The 24,742-nt window shown below is 54.4% G+C and carries 21 protein-coding genes; 10 read left to right on the top strand and 11 right to left on the bottom strand.

Translation table 11 applies throughout. The features are described from left to right. The first annotated feature begins 49 nt into the window (after window positions 1–49). Window positions 50–436, top strand: a complete 387-nt coding sequence (locus AC2FF7_RS00340) for an excalibur calcium-binding domain-containing protein (RefSeq protein ID WP_496850321.1) — start codon at window positions 50–52, stop codon at window positions 434–436. 186 nt (window positions 437–622) lie between these two features. After that, complete coding sequence (gene pnp, locus AC2FF7_RS00335; protein ID WP_480868604.1) at window positions 623–2,770, top strand: polyribonucleotide nucleotidyltransferase; 2,148 nt, start codon at window positions 623–625, stop codon at window positions 2,768–2,770. Window positions 2,771–2,905: 135 nt separating this feature from the next. Here the strand turns inward: pnp and AC2FF7_RS00330 are convergent, their stop codons facing one another. Together AC2FF7_RS00330 and AC2FF7_RS00325 are read right to left on the bottom strand one after the other, a co-directional pair. Continuing rightward, complete coding sequence (locus AC2FF7_RS00330; RefSeq protein WP_496905016.1) at window positions 2,906–3,724, bottom strand: outer membrane protein; 819 nt, start codon at window positions 3,722–3,724, stop codon at window positions 2,906–2,908. A gap of 304 nt (window positions 3,725–4,028) precedes the next feature. After that, the gene (locus AC2FF7_RS00325) at window positions 4,029–5,672 is read right to left on the bottom strand and encodes a sulfatase-like hydrolase/transferase (RefSeq protein WP_496905015.1); all 1,644 of its coding nucleotides are present in this window, start codon (window positions 5,670–5,672) and stop codon (window positions 4,029–4,031) included. Window positions 5,673–5,782: 110 nt separating this feature from the next. Here AC2FF7_RS00325 and AC2FF7_RS00320 point away from each other — a divergent pair, with 110 nt between their 5' ends. Together AC2FF7_RS00320 and AC2FF7_RS00315 are read left to right on the top strand one after the other, a co-directional pair. Continuing rightward, window positions 5,783–6,022: a hypothetical protein gene (locus AC2FF7_RS00320; RefSeq protein ID WP_170755972.1), complete on the top strand. Its 240-nt coding sequence runs from the start codon at window positions 5,783–5,785 to the stop codon at window positions 6,020–6,022. Window positions 6,023–6,086: 64 nt separating this feature from the next. Next, window positions 6,087–7,418 carry a tetratricopeptide repeat protein gene (locus AC2FF7_RS00315; RefSeq protein ID WP_496905014.1) on the top strand — a complete coding sequence of 444 codons (1,332 nt, stop codon included), beginning with the start codon at window positions 6,087–6,089 and terminating at the stop codon, window positions 7,416–7,418. Window positions 7,419–7,910: 492 nt separating this feature from the next. Here AC2FF7_RS00315 and AC2FF7_RS00310 read toward each other — a convergent pair whose 3' ends face one another. Then, window positions 7,911–8,792, bottom strand: a complete 882-nt coding sequence (locus AC2FF7_RS00310) for a helix-turn-helix domain-containing protein (protein WP_496905013.1) — start codon at window positions 8,790–8,792, stop codon at window positions 7,911–7,913. Between the two features lie 326 nt (window positions 8,793–9,118). Here AC2FF7_RS00310 and AC2FF7_RS00305 point away from each other — a divergent pair, with 326 nt between their 5' ends. The 3 genes from AC2FF7_RS00305 to AC2FF7_RS00295 all read left to right on the top strand — a co-directional run bounded on the left by AC2FF7_RS00305 (window position 9,119) and on the right by AC2FF7_RS00295 (window position 14,167). Beyond that, a complete protein-coding gene (locus AC2FF7_RS00305; RefSeq protein WP_496905012.1) occupies window positions 9,119–10,480 on the top strand; it encodes a metal-dependent hydrolase family protein in 1,362 nt (453 codons plus the stop codon). 69 nt (window positions 10,481–10,549) lie between these two features. Continuing rightward, window positions 10,550–11,314, top strand: coding sequence for a DUF3299 domain-containing protein (locus tag AC2FF7_RS00300; protein WP_496905011.1), 765 nt, complete (start codon window positions 10,550–10,552; stop codon window positions 11,312–11,314). A gap of 108 nt (window positions 11,315–11,422) precedes the next feature. After that, window positions 11,423–14,167 carry an AsmA family protein gene (locus tag AC2FF7_RS00295; protein ID WP_496905010.1) on the top strand — a complete coding sequence of 915 codons (2,745 nt, stop codon included), beginning with the start codon at window positions 11,423–11,425 and terminating at the stop codon, window positions 14,165–14,167. 11 nt (window positions 14,168–14,178) lie between these two features. On the opposite strand, the gene AC2FF7_RS00290 is transcribed toward AC2FF7_RS00295, so the two are convergent. The 8 genes from AC2FF7_RS00290 to AC2FF7_RS00255 all read right to left on the bottom strand — a co-directional run bounded on the left by AC2FF7_RS00290 (window position 14,179) and on the right by AC2FF7_RS00255 (window position 21,630). Further along, entirely contained in the window at window positions 14,179–14,655 is a 477-nt protein-coding gene (locus tag AC2FF7_RS00290; RefSeq protein WP_234900820.1) for a hypothetical protein, read from the bottom strand. Between the two features lie 652 nt (window positions 14,656–15,307). Next, window positions 15,308–15,949: a 3-oxo-tetronate 4-phosphate decarboxylase gene (gene otnC, locus AC2FF7_RS00285; protein WP_496905009.1), complete on the bottom strand. Its 642-nt coding sequence runs from the start codon at window positions 15,947–15,949 to the stop codon at window positions 15,308–15,310. Continuing rightward, a complete protein-coding gene (gene otnK, locus AC2FF7_RS00280; protein ID WP_480868616.1) occupies window positions 15,946–17,223 on the bottom strand; it encodes a 3-oxo-tetronate kinase in 1,278 nt (425 codons plus the stop codon). Before otnK ends, otnC begins: the two co-directional genes overlap by 4 nt. Then, window positions 17,220–18,017, bottom strand: a complete 798-nt coding sequence (locus AC2FF7_RS00275; RefSeq protein WP_496905008.1) for an N-acyl homoserine lactonase family protein — start codon at window positions 18,015–18,017, stop codon at window positions 17,220–17,222. Before AC2FF7_RS00275 ends, otnK begins: the two co-directional genes overlap by 4 nt. Further along, window positions 18,014–18,301 (bottom strand): putative quinol monooxygenase, encoded by a 288-nt coding sequence (locus AC2FF7_RS00270; protein WP_480868620.1) that lies wholly within the window; start codon window positions 18,299–18,301, stop codon window positions 18,014–18,016. The genes AC2FF7_RS00275 and AC2FF7_RS00270 overlap by 4 nt, the downstream gene beginning before the upstream one ends. Continuing rightward, entirely contained in the window at window positions 18,301–19,812 is a 1,512-nt protein-coding gene (locus AC2FF7_RS00265; RefSeq protein WP_480868622.1) for a tripartite tricarboxylate transporter permease, read from the bottom strand. Before AC2FF7_RS00265 ends, AC2FF7_RS00270 begins: the two co-directional genes overlap by 1 nt. Before the next feature lie 4 nt (window positions 19,813–19,816). Then, complete coding sequence (locus AC2FF7_RS00260; RefSeq protein ID WP_496905007.1) at window positions 19,817–20,566, bottom strand: hypothetical protein; 750 nt, start codon at window positions 20,564–20,566, stop codon at window positions 19,817–19,819. A gap of 56 nt (window positions 20,567–20,622) precedes the next feature. After that, window positions 20,623–21,630: a Bug family tripartite tricarboxylate transporter substrate binding protein gene (locus AC2FF7_RS00255; RefSeq protein ID WP_496905006.1), complete on the bottom strand. Its 1,008-nt coding sequence runs from the start codon at window positions 21,628–21,630 to the stop codon at window positions 20,623–20,625. 135 nt (window positions 21,631–21,765) lie between these two features. On the opposite strand from AC2FF7_RS00255, the gene AC2FF7_RS00250 reads away from it, so the two are divergent. From AC2FF7_RS00250 to AC2FF7_RS00240, 3 genes are read left to right on the top strand one after another with little or no spacing between them, the layout of a single operon-like run. Continuing rightward, on the top strand, window positions 21,766–22,854 hold the full coding sequence (locus AC2FF7_RS00250; RefSeq protein ID WP_480868627.1) for an isocitrate/isopropylmalate dehydrogenase family protein: 1,089 nt from the start codon (window positions 21,766–21,768) through the stop codon (window positions 22,852–22,854). Next, a complete protein-coding gene (locus AC2FF7_RS00245) occupies window positions 22,851–23,882 on the top strand; it encodes a Gfo/Idh/MocA family protein (RefSeq protein WP_480868630.1) in 1,032 nt (343 codons plus the stop codon). The genes AC2FF7_RS00250 and AC2FF7_RS00245 overlap by 4 nt, the downstream gene beginning before the upstream one ends. Further along, complete coding sequence (locus AC2FF7_RS00240; protein ID WP_170756439.1) at window positions 23,879–24,556, top strand: GntR family transcriptional regulator; 678 nt, start codon at window positions 23,879–23,881, stop codon at window positions 24,554–24,556. The genes AC2FF7_RS00245 and AC2FF7_RS00240 overlap by 4 nt, the downstream gene beginning before the upstream one ends. Window positions 24,557–24,742 lie beyond the last annotated feature (186 nt).

The following is a 24,742-nucleotide window of genomic DNA, read 5'->3' as shown; positions in this document are numbered from 1 at the left end:
ATTGTGCGGTGCCTACTTTCAGCCGCAAACCACCTCCCGCGGTAAACTCATGATCGAAGCAGAACTGGCCGAGCGCGGGGTAAACCAATGCACTTTGGGCAACTACGGTCAATTCAGTGTGTCGACGGCTGGGAAGACAATCTATTCAAGGTCCGACGCGCCCAGCGTAGACACATATGATTGCAGCGACTTTCCAACCGGCGCGGCGGCTCAGAAGTTCTTTTTGGCTTCTGGTGGTCCGGTTTCCGACCCTCATAATCTTGATGGAGATGGCGACGGCCTCGCCTGCGAGTGGGGCACGCAAATCCGAAAGATATCGACATACCGCCGACCCACGCCCGTCGTCAGGCGAACCTACTCCAAATGCTATACAGGTCCACGGGGCGGGACCTACACGATAACGGCAAGCGGCAACAAGAATTACGACGGCTGTTAACCCAAACGCCCTCGGCTGCCTTATCCCTTCCCTTTGACACCAATCTCATGTATGCGCGCGGGTATCTGAGACGTTGTGCCCTGACCCTGGCACTCGAATGGAAGATAAATGGGGTCGGCGGCAATGGGGCCGCCATGCAAACCGGAGACCCGCAGGGGCGGGAGTGCTCCGTTCTAGGATACGCATATGTTTGATGTAACTAAGAAATCTATGCAGTGGGGCGAAGAGACGCTGACACTGGAAACCGGCAAGGTTGCCCGTCAGGCCGACGGCACCGTGATTGCCACGCTGGGCGAAACCAGCGTCATGGCCAACGTGACCTTTGCCAAGAGCCAAAAACCCGGTCAGGATTTTTTCCCGCTGACCGTCCACTACCAAGAGAAATACTACGCCGCCGGTAAGGTTCCGGGCGGCTTCTTCAAGCGCGAGGCGCGCCCGACCGAGAAAGAGACGCTGACCGCGCGTCTGATCGACCGTCCGATCCGCCCGCTGTTCGTTGACGGCTTTAAAAACGAAGTTCTGGTCATGTGCACCGTGCTGTCCCACGATCTGGTCAACGATCCCGACATCGTGGCGATGATCGCGGCCTCGGCTGCTCTGACCATTTCCGGCGCGCCGTTCATGGGCCCGATCGCCGGCGCCCGTGTTGGTTTCGTGGATGGCGAATATGTCCTGAACCCGACCGTGGACGACATGCAGGACCTGCGCCTGAACCCTGAACAGCGTCTGGATCTGGTTGTGGCCGGCACCAAAGACGCCGTGATGATGGTGGAATCCGAAGCTTATGAGCTGTCCGAGGCTGAAATGCTGGGTGCCGTGAACTTTGCGCACGCGCAGATTCAGCCGGTGATCGACCTGATCATCGGTCTGGCTGAAGACGCCGCGAAAGAGCCGTTTGAATTCGAAGCTCCCGACTATGCGGACCTGTATGCCGCTGTTGCTGCAGCCGGTGAAGAACAGATGCGCGCCGCCTTCGCGATCACTGACAAGCAAGAGCGAACCGCCGCTGTTGCCGCGGCCCGCGAAGCGATCAAAGAAGCGCTGACCGAAGAACAGCTGGAAGACGCCAACCTTGGCTCGGCGATGAAAAAGCTGGAAGCCGGCATCCTGCGCGGTGACGTCGTCAAAGGCGGCAAGCGGATCGACGGTCGTTCGACCACTGATATCCGTTCGATCGTGGCCGAAACCTCGATGCTGCCGCGTACGCACGGTTCCGCCCTGTTCACCCGTGGTGAAACGCAGGCGCTGGCCGTGACCACCCTGGGCACCGGTGATGACGAGCAATTCATCGACGCGCTGCACGGCAACTTCAAATCGAACTTCCTGCTGCACTACAACTTCCCTCCCTATTCGGTTGGTGAAGTTGGCCGCGTGGGTGGCCCCGGTCGTCGTGAGATCGGCCACGGCAAGCTGGCATGGCGCGCCCTGCAGGCGGTTCTGCCTGCGGCGACCGACTTCCCCTACACGATCCGTATCGTGTCCGAGATCACCGAATCCAACGGATCGTCCTCGATGGCGTCGGTCTGCGGCGGCTCGCTGTCGATGATGGATGCGGGCGTTCCGCTGAAAGCACCGGTTGCCGGTGTGGCCATGGGTCTGATCCTGGAAGATGACGGCAACTATGCCATCCTGTCCGACATTTTGGGTGACGAAGACCACCTGGGCGACATGGACTTCAAGGTTGCGGGTACCGAAAACGGCATCACCTCGCTGCAGATGGACATCAAGGTTGCGGGCATCACGCCCGAGATCATGGAGAAAGCTCTGGCCCAGGCCAAGGACGGCCGGATGCACATCCTGGGTGAGATGGGCAAAGCCCTGTCCGAGACCAACGAATTCTCGGTCCACGCGCCGCGCATCGAAACCATGAACATCCCCACCGACAAGATCCGCGAAGTGATCGGTTCGGGCGGCAAGGTCATCCGCGAGATCGTCGAGGTTTCGGGCGCCAAGGTCGACATCAACGACGATGGCGTGATCAAGATCGCCTCACCGGACGGAGAGTCGATCCAGAAGGCCTATGACATGATCTATTCGATCGTGGCCGAGCCGGAAGAAGGTCAGATCTACACCGGTAAAGTGGTCAAGATCGTCGACTTTGGCGCCTTCGTGAACTTCTTTGGCAAGCGCGATGGTCTGGTCCACGTGTCCCAGATCGAAAACCGCCGCCTGAACCATCCCTCGGATGTTCTGAAAGAAGGTCAGGAAGTGAAGGTCAAGTTGCTGGGCTTTGACGACCGCGGCAAGGTTCGCCTGTCGATGAAAGTGGTCGATCAGGAAACCGGTGAAGAGATCGTTCCCGAAAAGAAAGAAAAGAAAGAAGACGCGGAATAATCCATCGCTCTTTCCCATGATGAAGGCCCCGGTGGAAACGCCGGGGCCTTTTTCGCTATAGGCAACAGCTTTTCGCCATAACCGTTTCCAGGACGCAGGTCTGAAACCCCGCAGTCGCGAAGGTCGTGCACTTGCTTATTGAATGAAATACTTGATGCCAAAATATGGCCCATGCTGGTCGACGTCATAGGCAAATTCTCCGGAACTCAGCGTGTCACTGTAGTCGACGCTAAAATACCGATATCCAAAAGTAAGCGCCGTGTTTTCCCACGGCTGATAGTCGAATCCAACATTTGCGCCAATTTGGAGGTCGTTACCTCCTGTACCGAAGCCGCCAAGCTCAACCGATGCAATTCCGGTCCATTTTTGGTTCAGCCGCCACATGCCGCGTGCGCCAAAGACAGGTTCGATCCAATTCTGATCCCCGCCTAACACAGGTGGGCTTACCGGACCTGGGTTTGTCAGCTCAATTTCCTGGCGAATAGAGTTGTATCGCAGCCCGCCCTGCAGGTCGATTACATAGCGTTTCTTGCTGTCACCATATGTGCCGTCCATGACCCGGAACGCGCCAAGAACACTAAACCACTTTTGGCGTACATCGACATCAAGGCGCGCGCCCAAAGGGCTGGGCAATGTGGTATCCCGCTCTATGCCGACATAGTTGGCGTCAACTATGATCCCAAAGTTCCCATTCCATGCCTCATACCGGCCTGAAGCCGCGAACTCGAGCACGTCCAGTACGTCTCCGATATCCAGATCAAGCTCTACTGATTGCCCCGCAACAGTGGATGTCCCGGTGGTACGCAGGGGTGCAAACAGGAAGACCGAAGCCGCGTGTCGCCACCCCCTCTCATCCTGTCCCAGTGGGGGCAAAGATTGAGCGCGAACAGGCGCAGGTGTTGCGACTAGGGCCGTCGCAAGCGCCACGGCAACGAGTAATTGCAGATGTTGCATAGAAGTTTCCTTGGAATTTAGCCGCTTTTAACTTTCAAACCGCTGTTCGACCCTGGTTCCCAGATTGTCGGGCAATCAGAAGCGCGCCCGATCATTGCCGCTTCGCAAACGGCAACACCGGGGCCGTAAGTTTTACCACCCTGCGGACGACAACCAACCGACCAGGCGCCCTCTTTCCAGAAGCTGAGTGCCTTGAGCTCTATTCTGGCCGAGCTCCTGCCACCAAGCGACGAGCCCTTATCTAAACCACGCGATTTTGGGCGATCGGGACGGCGGCGGCCAATTTGCCACCGCCCTGCGTTTGTCACTGCCAGCTGGAGAAAATCTCTCGGGTCAATTCGCTCTCGGGACGCAGGTTCTCGATCCCTTCATAGGGGATACCTTTTCCAAGCGGCAGGTGCGGATGTTCGGCAATGGTTTTCTGATGACGCTTTACCATGTCCTGGAAAGACGCCCCCGACCACAACGAATACCCGACAAGCGGATGCTCTTCCCGTGGATCGCGGTAAACGTTGAACACAGGCGCTGCAGCGCCGGGTTGACCGGGGGCAGCCAGATGCATCTTGAACTCTTGCTTGACCACCGAGCGCAATACCGGCCCTTCGTAAACATAAACATAGTCGCGGCGGGAATTACCCTCGCCTTCAAGCAACAGCGCGGTCTGGTCGATCCCGTCAATCACACGGTCGCGCGGAATTTGGTCAGTCGCACCTGCAATGCGCGCGAAGGTTGTGAACAGATCCGAGACATGCACGATGTCGCCCGCCGCGCTGCCCGGCTTAATTGCACCGGGCCACCGGATGAACGCATCCGTGCGCACACCACCTTCAAGGTGTTGGGTCTTGCCCCCGCGATAGATCAACTGGTTCAGTCCCGAAGTACCCTCGTAATGATACATCAAGCCATTGTCAGCCATAATCATGACAACGGTGTTGTCCGCCTCACCCGTTTCATCCAGTTTGTCCAAAACTTCGCCGATCCAGCCATCCAAAACCTGCAACTTGTCAGCATGGAAACCACCATTTCTTGAAACGGCTTGATCAGGATAAGCAAAATTCAGCGGGTAAAGCGGCCAGTATTGCATAAAGAACGGGGAATCCTGCGCGGCCAACTGCTCTAACTGCTCCAATGCCTGACGCTGGTAGCGCAGGTTCATTTCTTCATATTTCGCCTGTGTCCATTCCTCGCCGGGCGCCATGTCGACTTCCCGAGCAATCCCACCGGCCTGGCCTTCAACCCCAGTTACAAGGCCGTATGGCTTGAAACGCTGATCCAACTGGAACTGGTTGGACTGCCCCGACGGATGAAAGCCAAGCATATTGTTGGCCACCATTGCATCCCGTGTCATCAGGCTAAGTTGGACCTGCTGATGCAACGGAAATGCCGCCCAGTCAAAACCCTGATTATGCGGATAAGCTTCCTCGATGTCGCCCTGATGCCACTTCCCGACATGCGACGTGTTGTATCCTTTTTCTTTCAGAATTTCAGCGATGGTAACTTCTTCAGCCGCAAGCCCCTCGCCGACCAGCGCGACTTTGACCTCTTCCACGCCCGCACGCACGGGATGACGACCGGTCAACATCGCCGTTCGTGTCGGAGTGCAGGATGGCTCGGTATACATTCTCATCAACGACATACCTTCCGTGGCAAAGTCGTTGATGTTGGGAGTATCGAAACCGGTAACGTAGTTCATCGTCCGGTTGCCCATCTGACCAAAGCTTACATCGTCAATCAAAATATATAGAAAATTGGGGGGCTGCCCGCCTTTGGCTTCGCGGATCTCGGCAAGTTTTGCTTCAATTTCCGCATCCTGAGCGTCCCATTCTTCGCCGAACTGCGCGCGAAGAAACTGAAACTCTCCATCATGAATGATGGGCGGCATGTCCTGAGCCGAACTGGCGCCAGCCATTAGCACCATGACCGAAGCATGTTGCAACAGTGATTTCATCGGTATCCCTTCCCCATTTTTGAATTACATCTTTCCTGCGCGCCGAAGCGCCTGAGCGATTTCACCCCGAAGACCGCTTAGGGTTTCGCGGATATCGCAGGTAATCTGATATGACCGACTTCCGGGTTCAGAATTCATTGACAGATGCTCCGCACACAAAAGCTGGTAGTCACGGCAAATCTCATCGAACACCGCATCCACGCGCCGAAGATCCGCAATGGCGGATCGGTGGTCGGGAAATTCTGAATCAAGAGAACAGCCTTTCAATTCTGACGCTCGTTTGTTGGATCGACATGGTTCCCAAACTGTTCGCGGAATTTTCTTCTCACAAAAGGTTTATCGGGGCATAATACGGTTTAATCATAGGTCTAACCTGCTGTAATCATGAAGATATCTGGAAATACATCACCGACTGTGAATAAGGACCAGACGCCGGACGCCAAAGATGTGCGGGCGGCGCTGCAGCGACTTGTCAAATCTTCCACCTTTGCGGGTTCACAGCGACTACAGGACTTTCTGATCTATGTGGTCGAAGAGTCTCTGAGGGGCAGAGCCGATGATATCCGGGCGAAGACCATCGCTATGGATGTGTATGGGGGAACGATGTCCGAGATGGCGCGCCGTGAAAACGTTGTACGCGTGGACGCCGGTCGCCTGAGGCGCAAGCTGTCAGAGTACTATGCCGACGCTGGCCGGAATGAGGACACACTGTTCGACTTACCCAAGGGGGGGTATGCGCCTCAGATAACAGTAAGGGTACCCAGCGGGGGCATGCCTGACAGTCCAGTGGCGCCGCATATCAAGGCCCGCGCATGGCATCGTCCGGCCATTGGCGCAGCAGGGATTGTCGTTCTAGTCGGGTTCGCTACGGTACTTATGCTGACATCGCCCAAAAGGGACGCGCCGGGTCAATCAATGCTGGATGGCCTTAGCCCAGATGAGCGCAGCGCCATTTTCGATGCATCCCCAATGCGGCTTGAAGCTGTAAACCTCGCCAATTCAGGTCGGGATCTGATTTTTCCTGCCCTGGAGCCCGCACGGTTGAATGCCGCTCTGATCATGTTCGAAGGTGCAATCAAGAATGACCCCGGTTATTTCGGCGGATATGCCGGAGCTGCCCAGGTCGCCGCGACAATGGCAGTGGTTACACCGGATCCGGACCTGACCCGCGACATGCTTGCCTACGCAGACAGTCAGTCCCTAATGGCGCTCGAGCAGGCACCTGAAACAGGTTGGAGCCAAGCTGCCAAGGCGTGGGTTGAATTCGCTAAAGGCAATTGGCCAGAAGCCAAGAACTTTGCGGAGAGAGCGCGCCGCTTGGCCCCGAATGATGTGCACGTGCTGGAATTCGTCTCGCTGATCCTTCTCTATTCGGGCTCATTTGAGCACGTTGTTTCCATCAGCAAAGAGGCGCTCTCGAAAATCGATCTAGAGAGGGGATACGTGTTTCAAAATGCGATGGGGTCTGCAAAGTTCCACCTCAAGGATTACAAAGGCACAGTATCCACCTTCGAACACGTGGCCGAAAAGGGAGGCCCGGTTGGGCCCGTCTCGGTCGCTTACTTGATGGCGGCACATCAGATGCTGGGCAACGTCGCCGAAGCGCAGACCCTGTCAAAAAAACTTTCGCGCGAATGGCCCGAAAGTCGCGTTGATTTACTTTTTCAAAGACTGTTCGCTGATCCCAAACACGGCGAGGAACTCGGGCGGGCAATGAAAGACGCTGGTTGGGAGCCAAAAGGCTGACGGCTGAGCCCTAAACATTCAAGCGAGTGTAGCCATGGTAAAATATTGGGCGGGAAAGGGAGCCAATTCGCTTGGATACTCGTTCAATGCCGTTTGCTGCTGATGGCATGACAAGTCAGCCGCAGCAAAGCTGCGCCCCTGGTGATCTGCCACCCTAATCGTCCCTCGTTCTAATGTAGAGTTTGCTCAACCTTTTGAAGAATCAAACGAATGCGAAAGAGCTATTTCACGGAACCGCAGGTCGTCGGCATGATCAAAGGACAGGACGCTGGGATGTCGACGGCGTCGTGCAAACCACTCAAATAAAATCGTTATTTTCCAATCAAAAGTGCACTTCGATGAACGAAATTCAAGCCCAACAAGAAGGATGCAAGGTCACTGACAATTACTTGGGATTAGTTCAGCGATCTTCCTGCCGAGCATTTAAAACCACTAATTGGTGCAATCTTGTGGTGAGCACAAAAACCTCGATCGACATTGGCACCGAGATGGTCAGGCCCGCCCCTTCACCAAATTTCTATAAGCTGACGGTGACATTCCTGACCATTTTCGGAAGGCCCTCGAAAACGCAGTGGGGTCTGCGTAGCCAAGCCGCAGTGCGGTCTCACTAACGGACTTTCCTGCTGGACCCAGCAGCTTCTTTGCTTCTTCCAGTTTGACGCCAGATATGACCTGAGAGGCCGATTGCCCGTAAGGGGCCAGCCGATTGTTCAATGTCTCCCGGTGGAAACCGCACAGGCGCGCCAGTTCGTTTACACCAAATCCTGGTTCGCCAAGATGAATTCGGATCAGGCCCTGAAGCCCGGTTAAGAAATCTTGAGGCGCACGCTGCTCGGGGGTAGCGCCTGTCTGGTCTGACGGGTTTTCCAGTGTTTCCGATAGCAACTGATGGCTCAGCCAGATTGAGGGAAACCTGATCGAAAATCCCTGTGGGCTGCACTTGATGGCTTGAACACCATGAAAGTGCCTAGGTAGCACGTCTGGTTCGCTTACCCGTAAAATGATTTGGCTCGGATCCCACCTGAAATCTATAACCCGGTGCAGTAGTGATATCCAAATGCTCGCCAGAAATGCGTCAGTCTGTCCGGGGGAAACCGAAATGTTGAAGTTCCGCTTGGCACTGAAATAAGCATGCTCGCCTTCCACTAGCAGCGATTGCGTGACAGCGTTGGATTCTTTCGAGACGGCTTGAGTGTAGCGCGTAAAAAAGTCGCCCAGCGTCAATGCCTCGGCCAACATGTCACCAAGAGGTAAAAACCGAACAAGGTCAATTGATTGACCAACTTGCGCGCAGAAGTCCGGTGCTGTTGCATCAGCAACGGCTTGATGGATTTTATAGATCGTCTCGTGTGGCAAGATATTCTGGCGATCCATCACTTGGGATTCGCTTACGCCCAGAGGGTCTAGAACGAAGGACGGTTCAACACCGGCGCCGCGCAAAGCAGCTACTACGGGTGCAGCAACCGATGCCCGAACCAACGGCAAGGCCTTCTTTGTGTTTTGGTCAAATGCGTCCATGTCGCCCTCAAATATCATGAAGGTAACGACAGAAAGACAGTAAGCACACAAAAAGGCGCCAAAAGCTTGCAGAATGCCAAATCAGTTTGGCGAAATCTGCCATAATGTCAGGCAATATTCGGCGATCACTCTAAAATCACATTCAGAAATATACATCTATGATTCGTATTTGGAGAACTTCGATGACGCCGAAACTCAAACGCATCGTGGCCACGACAGCCCTTTCTGCAAGCCTGGTAATCGCGGGCCAGGGTTTTGCGCAGGAAGAGAGCTTTCCGATCCTATTTACCAACGTGCACGTGTTTAACGGTGTCGATGAACAGCGACTTGAGAACGCAAACGTTCTGGTCGTGGACAACCTGATCGCAGAAGTGTCGTCAGAACCGTTGGCCGTCGCCAATGCTCAGATCATTGACGGCGGAGGTCGAACACTGATGCCAGGCTTGATCGATGCCCACGTGCATATGGCAATCACCGAGCCCGTCGCAGATTTGAGGGACAACTTTGACTGGATGTACTGGGGCGCGGTTTCCACAATTGAAGCCGAGAAAATGCTGCTGCGTGGGTTCACAACCGTTCGGGACGCGGGCGGCCCGGCAATTGGTCTGCAAAAAGCTATAGACCGCGGTAAGGCCGTGGGGCCAAGGATTTATGCATCAGGGCCAGTCATTTCGCAGACTTCCGGACATGGCGAGCATCGGGTCTACACCGAACCCCACCCGAACTTCATGGGGGCGCAGCCGTCTTTCTTTAACCAGCACGTCGAGTTCCTGGCCGATGGCGTGCCCGAAGTACTGCGGGCAACGCGAGAAGCACTGCGCATGGGCGCGGTGCAGATCAAGGTAATGGCAGGCGGTGGTGTGTCATCTTCGGTTGATCCGTTGCACACCGTTCAAGGATTGCCAGAAGAGTTGGAGGCATCGGTTCGCGCGGCGGCTGATTGGGGGACCTATGTCATGGTCCACGCCTATAACGACGACTCGATCCTGCGGTCACTGGAAGCGGGCGTCATCAGCATAGAACATGGGCAACTGATGACTGAAGTATCGGCGCAAGCCATCAAGGAGTCTGGCGCCTGGATTGTCCCGTTCTATTCTCTGCTTGGGCTTGACGAGGAAGTTGTCAAAAAGGCGCTTGGCCCCGCTGCAGCGCCCAAGTTTCTTGATGTTCAGGCCGGTGCGCGCAATCAGATGAAATTGTTGAAAGAATACGAGATCGAAAACGTCGCATTCTCGACCGATATCATCGGCGACCCGGTGGCTCTGACCAAGCAGAATGATGAGTTCAAATACCGGCTGGAGGCGTGGACTTCGTACGAAATCCTGCAACAAGCCACGTCAAAATCGGCCGCACTTCTGGCACTGTCAGGAAAACTCAACCCCTATCAAGCAGGTCCGCTGGGCGTGATCGAACAGGGCGCGTACGCCGATCTGCTGCTGGTCGAGGGAAACCCGGTCGAGGATGCCGAGATCCTGGTCGACTACACCAACAACATCGACCTGATCATGAAAGATGGTGTGATCTACAAGAATACACTCGATTGAGTGTCGCGCGGGGTGAATTTACCTCGGCACCCCGCGCATCCCTAGCTCTACAAATGGGAACTTCTCAAAATGAGAATTCGAGCCAAACTGACACTTGTTCCAACAGTTCTCGCATTTTTCTTGGCTTTGCCGGTTCACTCAGAAGTTACACGTATCGAATGGGCTGACTTGATCGATGAAACTGCTCAGAACTACGAAGATCCATTCGTCGAATTGACGGGCAAACAGCTTAACACGCTTCGAAAATTGGTCCGGTTGCGCGCGCAGCAAGAAAAAGGCGGGTCGTCGCCAGAGCTGTTGGACCAGCTTCAAGTGGATATCGAGGCGACCGAAGCAACTCTTGCTGAGGAACGCGTTGATGCGAACTGGCTGATTTCCCAACGCTGGATTGTGATGGAAAGACGTGAGAAGGCGGGCACGGCCGCTAACATCGACATCGACGGCATGATCGTTTCATTGGGCGGGTTTGTGATCCCGGCACCCCGCGACGAAGATGGTTCCCAAATGGCATATATCGTGCCGGAACGTGGAATGTGCAGCCACGTACCACCTCCACCTCCGAACCAGATGGTGCGTTTGCACCTAAGCGATTCATGGACGCCATCGACAGTCTACGAACCCATCGTTGTAACTGGTCAAATCAGGATCGAGCCGACGCAGAAAGAAATGCTGGTTGTTGATGGTACTGTCCTCATGAAGGCTGCGTTCACTATGAAGGTCGATGACGTTCAGACTTTTGGACCAATCCAGACTTCCGAAGAGGCTTCAACCAATAGGGAAAGTGTATTGATGGGAAGGATCAAGGCGACTGGCGGGGCTACCAGAGACGATTAGTGACACGAGCCAATTGATCAGAATATGGTTCAGAACGAGCGTTCAAGCTGGTGGGCTAAATTGCTGCTCGTGAAAGACTGAACGGCGAAAGCGGCGATAGGGGAGCGCATGAAGGTTTGGCTTATTAGAATAATTGGGCTTGTCGCAATTCTCGCTTTAACAACGGTCGCATTTGTTTGGTTGTTGCTTGCGGCTCCGATGTTCTCGGACATGCGGCGCGACCTTGTAGAAAAAGTTCTTTCAGAACAAATTGGTCGGCCCCTTCTAGTGAACGATGATGTAAGCGTCGCGCTTGGGCGCGTTAGTCACATCTACGTCGGCGGGGTGGTTATCCCGAGCCTGACAATGCCGGAGTCACCTCTTGTAGAATTGAACCTGTTAGAATTGGAGTTGGATATTATCGCCTTGACCAACGGGCGTCTGCATTTTGACAATCTCGTCGTGGAAGGCCTCCAAGCAAATATTCTTACGGCCGAAAACGGCACCACAAGCTGGCGAAAAGACAGGCCAACACCCAAACCACTGTCCGAGGAAACTGTATCAGCGGATGGTCCAAAAGACGTTGCTAGCGCTGATAGTACCAATGAGAACGACACAGAAGGCAGCGGAATCCTGAACTTCCTGAGCGACAAGAACGTCAGCTTCACGTCAATCGGGTTAAACATCGACGACAAGGTCTCGGGCTTCTCATTTGTGTTTGACCTTCAGTCACTCGCGCTCGAACAAGTAGATAATGGACAAAGAACAAAGGTCTCTGGTTCCGGCTCCGTCAACGGTCAAGGCTTCGAAATCGTAGGCGACTACCCCCATGACGCACCGTTTACCACACGGGCCAATTTCGGAGAAATAACCGTCAGCTACGATGGCGAGCCCTTATCGGCAGACGAAGGGGGCGGCTATCGGGCTGTATTGGAGATGGACACCGGAGAATTCGGTGACTTTCTAGATGTCATAGGATTGGAACGCGTTCTGGAAGGCAATGGTCAGCTGCAAGCAGAGCTTGTGTCTCAGGACGCTCTGAAGATCGAGGCGTTTAAGACCACCGTCAGCCTGGAAGATGGGCAGAAGCTCGAAGCTGAGGGCGCAATAGATGACCTCTACACCGCGCAAGGCGTCGATCTGTTTTTCAACGCACGGCTTCATCCCGAAGGACAGCCGCCGCCTGCAGCAAAACGTATCCAAGAGCTGAAATTCACCGGCTTTGAAATGCACATGGTCGGATCTCTGGCTTCCTTCGAATTCGAGAAGTTGCTGTTCCAAACCAATGCATTTGACCAAGGGCTGGACGTAATCGGCCCAGCCTCAATCGAAAGTATTCGCCGCATGCCAGACGGACGGCTCGCCATGCTGGGCATTGCGCTACAAGCCGGTCCAATTGAAGAGCCTGTCCTGAAAGCCGAAGGTGAAATCCTCGATCTGCTTCAGCTTCAGGACGTGACTTTCGATGGGGAGCTAAACGGGCCCGCCAAGTTGATTTTGCCCAACCTCGATAAAGATTACGTTGACCAATTCGGCGGCATCAAAGCCGACTTCAACGTATCCAATGCGGGCGGGTCGGTTTCTCTCAACAGGTTTAACGCGACCACTTACGACACCGATCTATGGGCGCTTGATCTTGCACTATCCGTCAACGAGCTAAAAGGGCTGGCCGGTCTCGATTTTGATGTAGAATTGGATGTCGACGACAGCGTCGAGTTTCTGACAGCAGTTAATCTACAACCTGTCGAGCTCGGGGCACTAGCTATCGATGCTGAAACCTCCAAACAGGGCGAGGACTTTGATGCCGCAATCCAGTTCGAAGCCGGGTCTTCGCATCTCCTTGCGACTTTGAACGCAAATTTCCCCGAGGGCACTTCTGTTGTTCGGGGCAACATCACGAGCGAAAAGCTCGATCTCAACGACCTGAAGAACCTGACTGCCGTGCTGAACCAACTGAAAAGTCTGGTAGGGGAGACGTCAAAAGAACCTGAAGCCGAAGTGCAACCTTTAGTTTTACCGAAGGAGACAGACGTGCAGCCCTTGGTATTGCCAAAGGAAAAAGGGAAACCTGCCGATCTTCTGGATGTGCAGCGCGTGCTACGCGAAGCTGACGTCGAGGTACAGATCGAATTCAAAGAGATTGTAGGCCAGCAAGGTGTAACGTCTGTTTCAAGCCAATTGTCAGCAAAAGAAGGAACTGTGGATTTCGGCCCCCTTCAGATGGCTTACGGTGGCGGAAACTTCAGCCTTCGGGCGGTCATGGATCTGATTGATTCACCCGATTGGCTTTCATTGTCGGGATCAACCTCGGGATGGGAATTCGGGGAGATCCTTGATGAATTGGGAATCGGTATTGATGCCTATGGCCGTTTGAGCGGAGAGTTCAACGTTTCTGGCAGCACCAGCTCTGGCAAAGCCTTCATCAACTCGATGCGCGGCAACGCGTCTTTGTCGATGTCGCAGGGCTATATCAGCACCAGCCTATTGGAGCTGGCGGGGCTGGGAATTTTCCCCTGGCTGTTTTCAGAGGAGTTCAGACAAGGCTACACCGACATCACTTGCGTGGTTGCCCCGGTTAATATCCAAGCCGGGCGAGTCAGTTCAAACTCTATCGTCATTGAAACGGGATCGGTTCAATTGGTGGCCAGAGGACAAGTGGACTGGCTGAACGACAGCATTGCGATCAGAGCTGAGCCGCGGCGCGTTGGCAAACCCTTATCCAGAAGCGCTTGGCCCTTTGATGTGACTGGCCAACTTTCGTCGCCAAAGTTCAAGCTGGATGTAGGCGGGTCCAGAAACAAGGCTCCAGACGGCGCAGATGCTATGCCTGTCGACAGGCAACCCTGCGTGCCTGATATCAACCAATTGCAGTGATCTGACGCGACCTAGTTCTTTAGTGGTTCCGGCTGTTCGGCCTGACACGTCAGAACGGCCTCAATGGCTTTGGCAGACCCGCTGAGATCGAGTTCAACCTCGGCCCCGCTTTCGCCAATAATCGTGACGCTTTGGCGTTTTCCAAACTCGGTTACAAATGCCGGGTTGTCGAAAAAGGCGTAACCACCGGGCACGCCATTCTTGTAGACACCCACCGCTTCGCCTTCGAATCTCGCATCACCAAAATCGAACTGTACGATCCCGGTCGCACCTTCTTCGATTTGCACCCAGGCTGGATTAAAAGCGGCAAAAAAGCCGCCGTCCTGATTAGGTGCTGCGCCGATTTCAACGGTCATGTCATTTTCAAAGGGCTTCCACGCAAGACAGCCATTGCCCTTTTCGGCATCAATCAGAATTGTCCAGTCGCCGGATTCACCCCACCGTTCCATACCGGCGGCCCACACCGCGCCAGTGGAGATCAATGCCATTGCTGATAACACCAACCTGTTCATTCAAAGCTCCACACATGTTCCGCCAATCCTTAGATGCAATCAGACTATCGCGCTGGTTCAGTCAAAGACAACCATTCGATTTCTGGAATGTTGACCCGGCATCAACGCGCGTTTGCCTGAGAAAGAAATCATCATCGGCCTCCGCCAGATAGGCCGTTACACTCTACTCCCCTAGAATTTGCCAGAGTTGTTCCAGGTCTCTTTCGGGCCGATCTGGTCCTGAACATCAAATGTTCGACGATCTTTCCACCCTCCAGCCGGAACAAGTCAAAGACGGCCCAATCGTCCTCGTCTTGTTTTACATGGCTAAAAGCAACCACGAAATTTCCCTGGCCGAGTAGTCGGTGAACTTTGACGTATTGCGCAGTTTACCCAATCAAAAGCTTTGTCGCGAGGGCGATGTCAGACATGAAGATGATAAACTATTGGCAAAATACGCAAACTTATGAGGTGCGCGAAATACTATGCGCACGCCTATACTGCTGGTAGGCGCGCTCATAACGCTGCGCTCCTGCTGTTGATTTCGTTCATCAAATTCAAGTGTGCTTGCCCATAACTTTGCGCCGTATTTGCGCATAATTTTGCACGATTTGCCCAAAAGTTTGCACGCCCCCATTTCGGTGTCGAATTAAATCCTTCCGAAAGTCTCTTTGAGTTCTGCGACTTGTGCTGCATCCAACATTCGGGTTGGCATGTCCCGCAATGCCACGAGCAGCTTGGCTGTTTCTTCTAACTCTTCTGCTGCACAGACCGCCGAGAAGAGGTCCTTCCCCGATACGACTGGTCCGTGATTGGCCAACAGAACAGCACTAAATTTGCCGCCCAGTTTACGGATCAGATCACCTGATTTCGGATCACCCGGCTTGACGTATGGAACCAGTTTGACCGTGCCGACGCGCATGACCACGTATGGTGTAAGCGGTGGAATACAGTCGTCTGGATCGGTGTCTTCCAGACACGACAATGCGGTGGCCCAGGTCGAATGCAGATGAACCACGGCGCCCGCTTCTGGTCTTGTCTCATAGAAGGCTTGATGCAGAAAGACTTCCTTGGTCGGCTTGTCCCCGGAGACGTGGTTGCCATCCAAGTCAATCTTGGCGATGCGCTCGGGATCGATATTCCCCAAAGTCGAGTTGGTAGGTGTCATAAGGATTCCGTTATGCAGCCGGGCAGAGACATTGCCCGCAGTGCCGACGGAAAAGCCACGTGCAAACAGTGAGGCGCACAGTTCCGACATCTGCTGTCGCAGCGCCAGTTCTTCAGAACTCATTTACCGACCTCCATCATTCTGAGGGCCTTCGCGAAAAAGTCCGGAGCGCCGAAGTTTCCAGACTTTAGAGCCAACACAATGGGTTCAGTTTTTCCAACGCTCAAGATTGGCACGCCCGGGTCGATCTCTGGCCCAATTGACATGGCCGGAGACCCCAGTGCCTCAGAGACAGCCTTGGCGACAGCTCCCGAGGTCTCCCCTCCTGCCACCACCAATCGCTTGTAGCTCTTCTGAACAAGTTCTCGTGCTGTATCCGCAAAGAGATTGTCCAGCTTTTCCGCCACAGCGTCCTGACCGAATTTGTTTTGTATCGCGCGCACATCATCCGGGCTTCCTGATGAATACGCGAGCGGCGCCTGACCCGGATGCGTTTCAAAGAAATCCAGAAGCGTTTGCGTGGTCACACCCCCGGACATGACACCTGGAACATCAATGACGAACGTCGGATTGGATTCCGCATGAACATCGATCTGCCCGCGTGTCGCACCTGAACAAGACCCTGCCAGGATAGCGGCGGGCCCTGCGATACCAGTGAACGCAATGCCAACACTTTTGGATGAAGCCTCTCTCAGGAAGTTTCTTGGTAGACCCAGCGCTATACCCGATCCCCCAGTAATGAGCTTGGCATCCTTTAGAGCTTCGCCCCAGGCCAACAAATCTTCATCCGAAATCGCATCACCGATCACAAAGCGTTCGTTTGCGTTCTGCAACGCATCAGAAATCGCCTCTGGTCCCTGCTTCACGGCGTCAATTGACACCGACCCAACCGCTTCTTGGGTCTGATGCTGCAACCAACGCCTAATGTTGGCATCCGTCATCGGAGTAAGAGGGTGATTTTCCATCCCGGACTCGTTCAACAGCCTGCCGAGCACAAAAAGATGACCGTGATAGACCGTGCGTCCCGTTGTCGGAAAGGCCGGGCAGAAAATCACCTTTTGCGCACTCAGTTCACTAGCCAGCGCTTCCGCAACTGGGCCGATATTTCCTTCCATCGTGGAATCGAATGTCGAGCAATATTTGAAGATGAACTGCTGGCATCCTTGGCCCACGAGCCACCTCAAGGCACTCAGACTGTCTGCAACGGCTTCCTTGACCGGTGCAGTGCGGCTCTTGAGCGAGATGACGCCCGCTTCGATCTCTTCGTTGGCTGGGGTCGTCGGAATACCCGGAAACTGAGCCGTTCGTAACCCACCTTCTGGCTCAACGCCCTTCGCCAAGGTGTTCGCAATATCGCTCGCACCGGTAAAATCGTCCGCTATGACACCGATTTTCATAGTTCAATGTCCCGCGTCGGCCCTGGATCCAGCCTATGGATATGCGGTGCCGCGCCTACGGGAAATACCGCGCGCACAAGTGGATCGTGGCCGGGCACGATAAGCCTAGGATGCGAGGCCAACCTCTCGAGTGTATTGAAGCCGTCCATCATGTCTTGCAGGTCGACAACGATAGGAAAGGCTTTGCGCGCCATGAAATTCTCGTAATAATGCGAGGCATCAGAGGCGAGCACCATCCACCCGGCCGCCGTTCTTATGCGCACGCATTGCAACCCGCGCGAATGCCCACCGATGCAGTGCACCGTGACCCCATCTGCAATCTCGGCTTCTCCGTCGTAGAACACGACTTTGCCCGAATAGAGACGCTTTACGACCTCGCAGACATGGCCAGCCGTGAAAGGAGCACGCAGGTGATCGTGGCACATGCAGGGACCTGTAGCGAAGGCCATTTCCGCCGACTGCATATGCAACTTCGCGTTGGGGAACATATGCAGCCCCCCTGCGTGGTCATAATGAAGATGGGTCACGATGACCTCGGTCACCGCTTCCGGCGCAATGCCTAGGGGTCGCAAAGCCTCGCGAGGGTCCATCGCGATGGGACGACCACGGGCGGCGGCCTCATCGGAGTCGTAGCCAGTATCCACCAGAATGACTTTGTTGCCGCGTTTCAGCACCCAAACGAAATAGTCCATCGCATGGGGAGCGTCGTGATTATCATCGATGATGAAACTATCAGCTCGCGTCCGGGCGTTGCGATCCGCGTATTTCACGGCATGGATTTCCCAATCGTTCATCGGATGACCTCGGAATATTGGTGAACCACCTTGGTGGCGATCATATCAGCCACTGCCGTATCAAAGGACTGAAAATGCGCGCTTTTTAGGTGGGCAGAGAACGCCACGCTGTCATCATAAACCTCATAGAGAAAAACTGTCTCAGGATCGTCGCCGAGACATACGTCAAACTGCCGGCATCCGATTTCTTCACGCAAAGAAGTTGAAGCGTTTTCGACCATAAGCGGCAAGAAGATATCTCTATTACCGGGCTTGAGAGTGAAGGTGACAGTAACCGCAAACATCAGACTGAAATTCCTTTTAGGCGTGAGAAAGCGCGTTTCGCGACGGGCAGTTGGCTGAGGATCAGACCAATGTTGAGCACCAGCAGAATGGCCGCACCAGGCCGAGAAAAGAAGACCGAAAGATCCCCATCCGACAGGAACAGCGACCGACGGAAGGTTTCGTCAAACAGGCTACCCAGAATAACGCCTATCACCAACGGCGCGATTGGGTACTTCATGAGGTTCATGAAATAGGCAACAGCGCCGACGCCAAGCATCAGGTAAAGATCATTGATGCCGCCGCCGACGCTGAAAGACCCAATGGTTGTCAGAACCATAACGACGGGCAAGAAGATGGTCTGCGGGATGGCGAGTATTTTGATAAAGACCCGAGCAGTGAACAGGCCCATTAAGAACATTGTCAGGGAGGCCAGCACCAAAATTGCAACCACGCGCAGAATGATCTCGGGGTCTATCGTCGGACCTGGGATCACGTTGTTGATCTTGAAAGCCCCCATCAAAGCCGCGGCGGGTGGTGAACCGGGAATGCCCAAAACCAAAAGCGGGATCAGCGCGCCCCCAATGCAGGCGTTATTTGCTGTTTCAGAGCACAGCAGACCTTCCAATGACCCTTTTCCAAACTTGTCGCCCTCGGCAGAAACGGTCTTGCCAACACCGTAGCTGACCCAACCGGCGACGTCTTCGCCGACGCCAGGAAGCGCTCCTACCCCAGTTCCAATCACTCCTGACCGGCCAATGGTGGGCAGGTAGCGTCGGATGGAGCGTAGGTTCGGAAGAATGCGGCCTTTCAGGGCCAGAACTTTCCCGGCCTCAACGTGCCTCAAACCGTCAATGATTTGGGGTATGGCAAAGGCCCCCATCAAAACTGGCACAACCTGAAACCCGCTCATCAGGTAAGACCAACCGAAAGTATAGCGCGGCTCAGACAACAGAGGGTCGAGGCCCACCATGGACATCGCAAGCCCAATCAGACCGGCGATCCATCCCTTAATCACCAGGTCTTCGCTCATCAAAGTGCCAGAAAGCAAAATGCCGAACAGGGCCAGCAATGCTTTCTCCGGGCTTGCGATGTTCTTTGAAACCAAAAGCAGCGCCCAGACAAAAATCAAAAGCGTGATGGTTCCGATAACTGTGCCAATGAAACTGGCCGTCGTGGTCAGCCCAAGTGCTTCGCCCCCTCGACCCGCTTTGGCCAGTGGGTATCCATCCATGGCCGTCGCCGCGCTGGCTGCCGTGCCCGGAATGTTCAGCAAAATAGACGGGTAAGAGCCGCCGTAAATTGCGCCGACATAGGCCCCGAGCAAAGCGATGAGCGAATAGTCGAGCGGGATTTTGTTACCGAAGAAACCCGTCAGGATCGTCACAGCCAGGGTTGCCGTAAGGCCGGGTAATGCGCCGAACGTGATGCCCAGGAACACGGATGCAATCAAATACAGATAGGTCAGCGGGTCCGCTGCCAGGCCAAAGAATGCAGTCCCAAATCCAGCCAGTTGCAAAAGAAAAAAGTCCATCCGGTCAGTCTTTCCATAGCGGACGAAGCGTCACGTAGTAGTGGTATTCGATTTGCTTGAAGATCAGCCCGCCGCGCGCGGGCACGTTCTGCCGGAAAACAAAGGCCATCGCGCAAACGAGGATGAGCGGGGCAAGTATTGCCACCAATGGAACGTAGCGCAAAACGCGTTCGGTAGTCGCTTTGGCCAGCACCAACAGCGTCAATACGATCCACAGGATCAGCGTGAACCAATCATCGCCGTGCGCATTCCAATCCATCTGTGCCGGAAAGCCGATGAAGGCAAACAGTCCTGCAGCAATTACTGCAAAGCACGCCACCAAAGCACGCCGCGCCCGACCTCCGTAGTAGCCGTAAGTCAAAGCTGTAATCAGCAACCCAGAACACAGAATGAAGTCCACTCTGGGAACGAGCCCGAAGACATATGCAAGAAGGATCAGGCCTATTGTTGAAGCTCGATAGGCTTCCGACTTATCCCATCCGATACGCATAGCGCTAAGCGCGTTTTGAGCTCCACCTGAACGGATCGAAATGGCTAGCAAGACGAAGGACAACACAAGCAACCCTCCGAAGATAAACAGCGGTACAATTGCAGCCGAGTTGTACCAATCCGATCCACTTACACCTGCGCGGTTTTCACCCCAAAGCGAGATGTCCGACGTCTTCCAAAGGAAAAAGACGGACGCGACAATAAGAACAATCGCGGCCCAAAAATCGCGTGTTCGCATGACCAGCGTTTCGTCAGACTTGTCCATGCCTGCCTCCTAATGGAAAGGGCGCGATCAGGCGCGCCCTTTCAAAAGTGATCGGATCAGGGCTTCTCGATACCCAGCGAGGCCGGATCGACCGTGGCAGCGCCTAGATCTTGCAAGGTATAGGCAAAGGTAGCCTCAAGGTTGGCAAACAGCTCTTGAGCTTCTTCCCCGTGTTGACCACCGACATCATAATTGTTTGCTGAGGCCCATTCGGCGACGGTGTCAGAGGCAATTGCTTGCTCGAACGCATCACCAAGCGCGGCCTTAACCTCATCCCCGGCCGAGCTGTGAACAGCAAATCCGATTGCTTGTTTAAGCGGCAGATACTGATCGAGACCGTCATAAATGCCGAAGGCGGAAGGCACCGTTGCCCCTGCGATTTGCGCTTCTTCGGGTGTCAGCATCGCGAGCGGTTTCAGCTGGCCACCCTCGATCAAGGGGGCTTGCTCAGCTAGGGAGGTCACAACCAACGCAACCTCGCCTGCTATCGCCGCTTCCTGCCCTGGCGCCGAGCCTTTGTATGGAACAAACTTGAATTCTGCCCCCGACCCTTTCTCGATGGCGAGAAGATTCAAGTGGTGGATCGAACCTGCACCGGAAGCCGCAGCCGGAATAGTCCCAGGAGCAGCTTTCGCAGCGTCGACCAGTTCTTCCAGAGTATTGTAAGGGCTGTCTGCCGGGACCGAGATCAGATCAGGCGATCCGCCAACAATAAACGGATACCAAAAGTCGAATTTCTTATCCCACCCACCCTGCACGGCAGCGGTGACGTTAGACTCTGACAGGCCAACCAATGTGTAGCCATCGTCCGGTTGGTTCATGACGTAGACCATACCGTTGGAACCCGCGACACCACCTGTTTGATTGATAACATTGATCGAGACCGGAAGGTGTTTTTCCATCTCAGCCATGATCATACGGTTGATTGTGTCCGTCCCGCCACCGGCCCCCCAGACCACAGCTGTGGTGATATCACGATAGGGGTAATCCTGCGCAGACGCCGTCCCTGTAATACCGGTCGCCAACACCGCTGCGGCCACCAACCGCCCTAGTTTTCGTTTCATTTCCAAGTCCTCCCAAACAACTTTGCGTTTATTATTGCATTTATTTGCGTATACATTAAAGAATGCGTTGTCAACGGACTGTAGTGGAAGCTGCTATCGCGCTATGAATACGAAACGAGAAGGAAGCGGGCTAAGATGAAGAAAAGTTATGATGTGGCAGTGTTCCACGGGGACGGGATCGGCCCTGAAATTATGGCTCCTACGCTTGAAATTCTGCGCCAGCTCTCAGGCGAAAACCCCAGCTACGAGTTGACGTTTTCGGACGCGCCGGCAGGTGCAGGCCACTACGCCAAAACTGGAGAATCGTTTCCGGCTGGATCACTCGAAACTGCACGCAACGCTGACGCGATTCTGCTGTCTGCAATGGGCTTGCCAGATGTTCGATACCCTGACGGAACAGAGATTTCACCGCAAATCGATCTGCGAAAGCAACTGGGACTTTTCGCTGGTGTACGGCCAGTAAAGGTAAGCAGTGGACAAATGACCCCCTTGGCGCTGCCTCCCGGAAAAGAGATCGACTTTGTCTTGATACGCGAAAGCACAGAAGGACTGTTCTTCACCCAAGGCGCTGGCGAAGTTACCGAAGACGAAGCACGTGAAACTCTGTTGATCACTCGTGAGGTGTCCGAAAAGCTGTTCCGTTTCGCGTTTGAACTCGCCCAGAACCGCAAAAGAACCGGGCGCGGTCAGGGTCGAGTTACGTGTGTCGACAAAGCCAATGTATTCCGCGCCTTTGCATTCTTCAGATCGATGTTTGATGCAGAAGCCGCCCACCATCCCGATTTGCAGGCAGACCATGCTTATGTTGATGCCACTGCACTGTGGATGGTCCAAAAACCTTGGGAGTTCGATGTCATGGTGACCGAGAACATGTTCGGAGACATCCTCTCCGACCTTGGTGCAGGTCTCATGGGCGGTCTTGGACTGGCTCCGTCAGCGGATATCGGATTGAATCACGCTGTATTCCAACCCTGCCATGGTTCCGCTCCAGACATTGCAGGACAGGGTATTGCCAACCCCTTTGCGATGATCCTGTCCGCAGCAATGATGCTTGAATGGTTGGGGTTGACCCATGATCACCCAGGCCTGTCCAACGACGGCGAACGGTTGCGTGAAGCCGTGGAAAAGGTGACTGCGAAGGGACAGAACCTGACGCGTGACCTAGGTGGCACCGCCGGAACGCAGGACGCAGCCTCATCGGTATTGGAAGCATTGCGGGCATGAATACTCAACAAGCCATCAGGGTCGCGTGTGTGGGTGCGGGGTATTTCAGTAGGTTCCACTACGAAAGTTGGTCCCGAATGCCCGGAGCGGTTCTGATTGCATCCTGCAACCGTGATATCAACAAGGCGAAGGAAACAGGACTGGCCGCTTACGATGATCTGTCAAAAATGCTGGAGGCGGAAAAACCAGATCTCGTGGACATCATTCTTCCACCTGTGGCGCAGGCCGACGCCATTCGAACTGCGCTGCATTCGGGCATAAAATGGCTGATCTGCCAAAAGCCTTTCTGCATGTCTCTGGATGAAGCGGAGAAGATCGTTTCAGAGGCTGAAGCGGTAGGTGCAACTATTGTCGTGCATGAGAATTTTCGCTTTCAGCCTTGGTATCGTGCAATCAAGGTGGCGATGACCGAGGGTCGAATTGGAACACCTCTACAAGCGACTTTCCGGCTTCGGCCCGGCGACGGACAGGGACCGCGAGCCTACCTGGACCGGCAGCCGTACTTTCAGAAAATGCCACGTTTCCTAGTTCATGAGACAGCGGTTCACTGGGTAGACACATTCCGATTTTTGTTCGATGCGCCCAGCGCAGTTTATGCGGACTTGCGCCAAGTTAACCCCGCTATCGCGGGCGAGGACGCAGGTTACATCCTGTTTGACCACCCCAACGGTTTGAAAACTCTGTTCGATGGCAACAGATGCCTTGACCACAGCGCCAAAAACCCGCGTCAGACCATGGGCGAAGCTCTCATCGAAGGAACGGAAGGATCACTAGTTCTTTACGGCGACGGTTCCGTTGACCTCCGCGCGTTTGGAAAACAGGAGAGACAGCAGATTCTACCTCCAAGCGATCATGATGGATTTGGAGGAGACTGCGTTCACGCCTTGCAAAGTCACGTTATTTCGGGCCTTCTACTGGGCACGCCTTTGGAAAACACGGCCCGAGACTATTTGGATGTGATCCGCATTGAAGAGAATATCTATCTCTCAGCTGCGGAAGGACGAAAAATCAACCTGGAGACACCGTGAAGGATCAGGACGCAAAAACTCTTTCCAATACACAACGCGCTGTTAGGGATTTGCGGCGGATGATCCTGTCTGGCGAACTTGCGGCCGGAACTGACCATCTGGAGTCGGAACTCGCCGAGACCCTTGGCATGTCCCGCACCCCGATACGGGAAGCTGCGCTGATGTTGGAAAGTAAGGGGTTGCTGGAAATGCGACCCCGAAAGGGCGTTCGGATACTACCTGTTTCATCAGATGATATGCGTGAGATTTACGACATACTGACGGAACTTGAGAGTCTCGCGGCACAGCGCGCTGCCGAAGCGGGTTATTCAGAAGATGAACTGGCGGTACTCGCTGGATCAATTGCGAAGATGGACCAAGCCATCGAAGCCGAAGACCTTGAAGCGTGGGCAGAGGCAGACGAGTTGTTTCATCAAGAGCTCGTTCGGTTGGGCGGCAACAAACGAGTCGAAGCGATTGTTGCCATGATGAGCGACCAAGTCCGCCGCGCGCGTGCAACGACGTTGTTCATCAGGCCCCTGCCCGTTAAATCCAACGAAGATCACCGGGTTGTTTTTCAAGCGATTAGTGAAGGTCGTCCAGATGCCGCCCGTGAACGTCATCGAGAACACAGGCTGCAAGCACAGGCTATGCTTTGCGGGATACTCGAAAAGCATCGGCTTAACAGCCTCTAATCTTCTCGCATCCGGTCGTTAATCAACTAAAATAGCTGCTTTTTTAGGCACAAAAAGCTCTCCGAACACCTGTCTAACACGGCAGTCTATCGTTGAGGCCGGCTGTTCTGATTTACTTTTTTCAGGTCACTCAACCAACCACTGCATCAATGGAGTTGAAATAGTACGATTTCGGATTATATTAGT

Source organism: Ruegeria sp. YTSC325 (assembly GCF_059609525.1).
The sequence above is the reverse complement of the archived record's forward strand: the minus strand, read 5'-3'. Positions and strand labels throughout refer to the sequence as shown.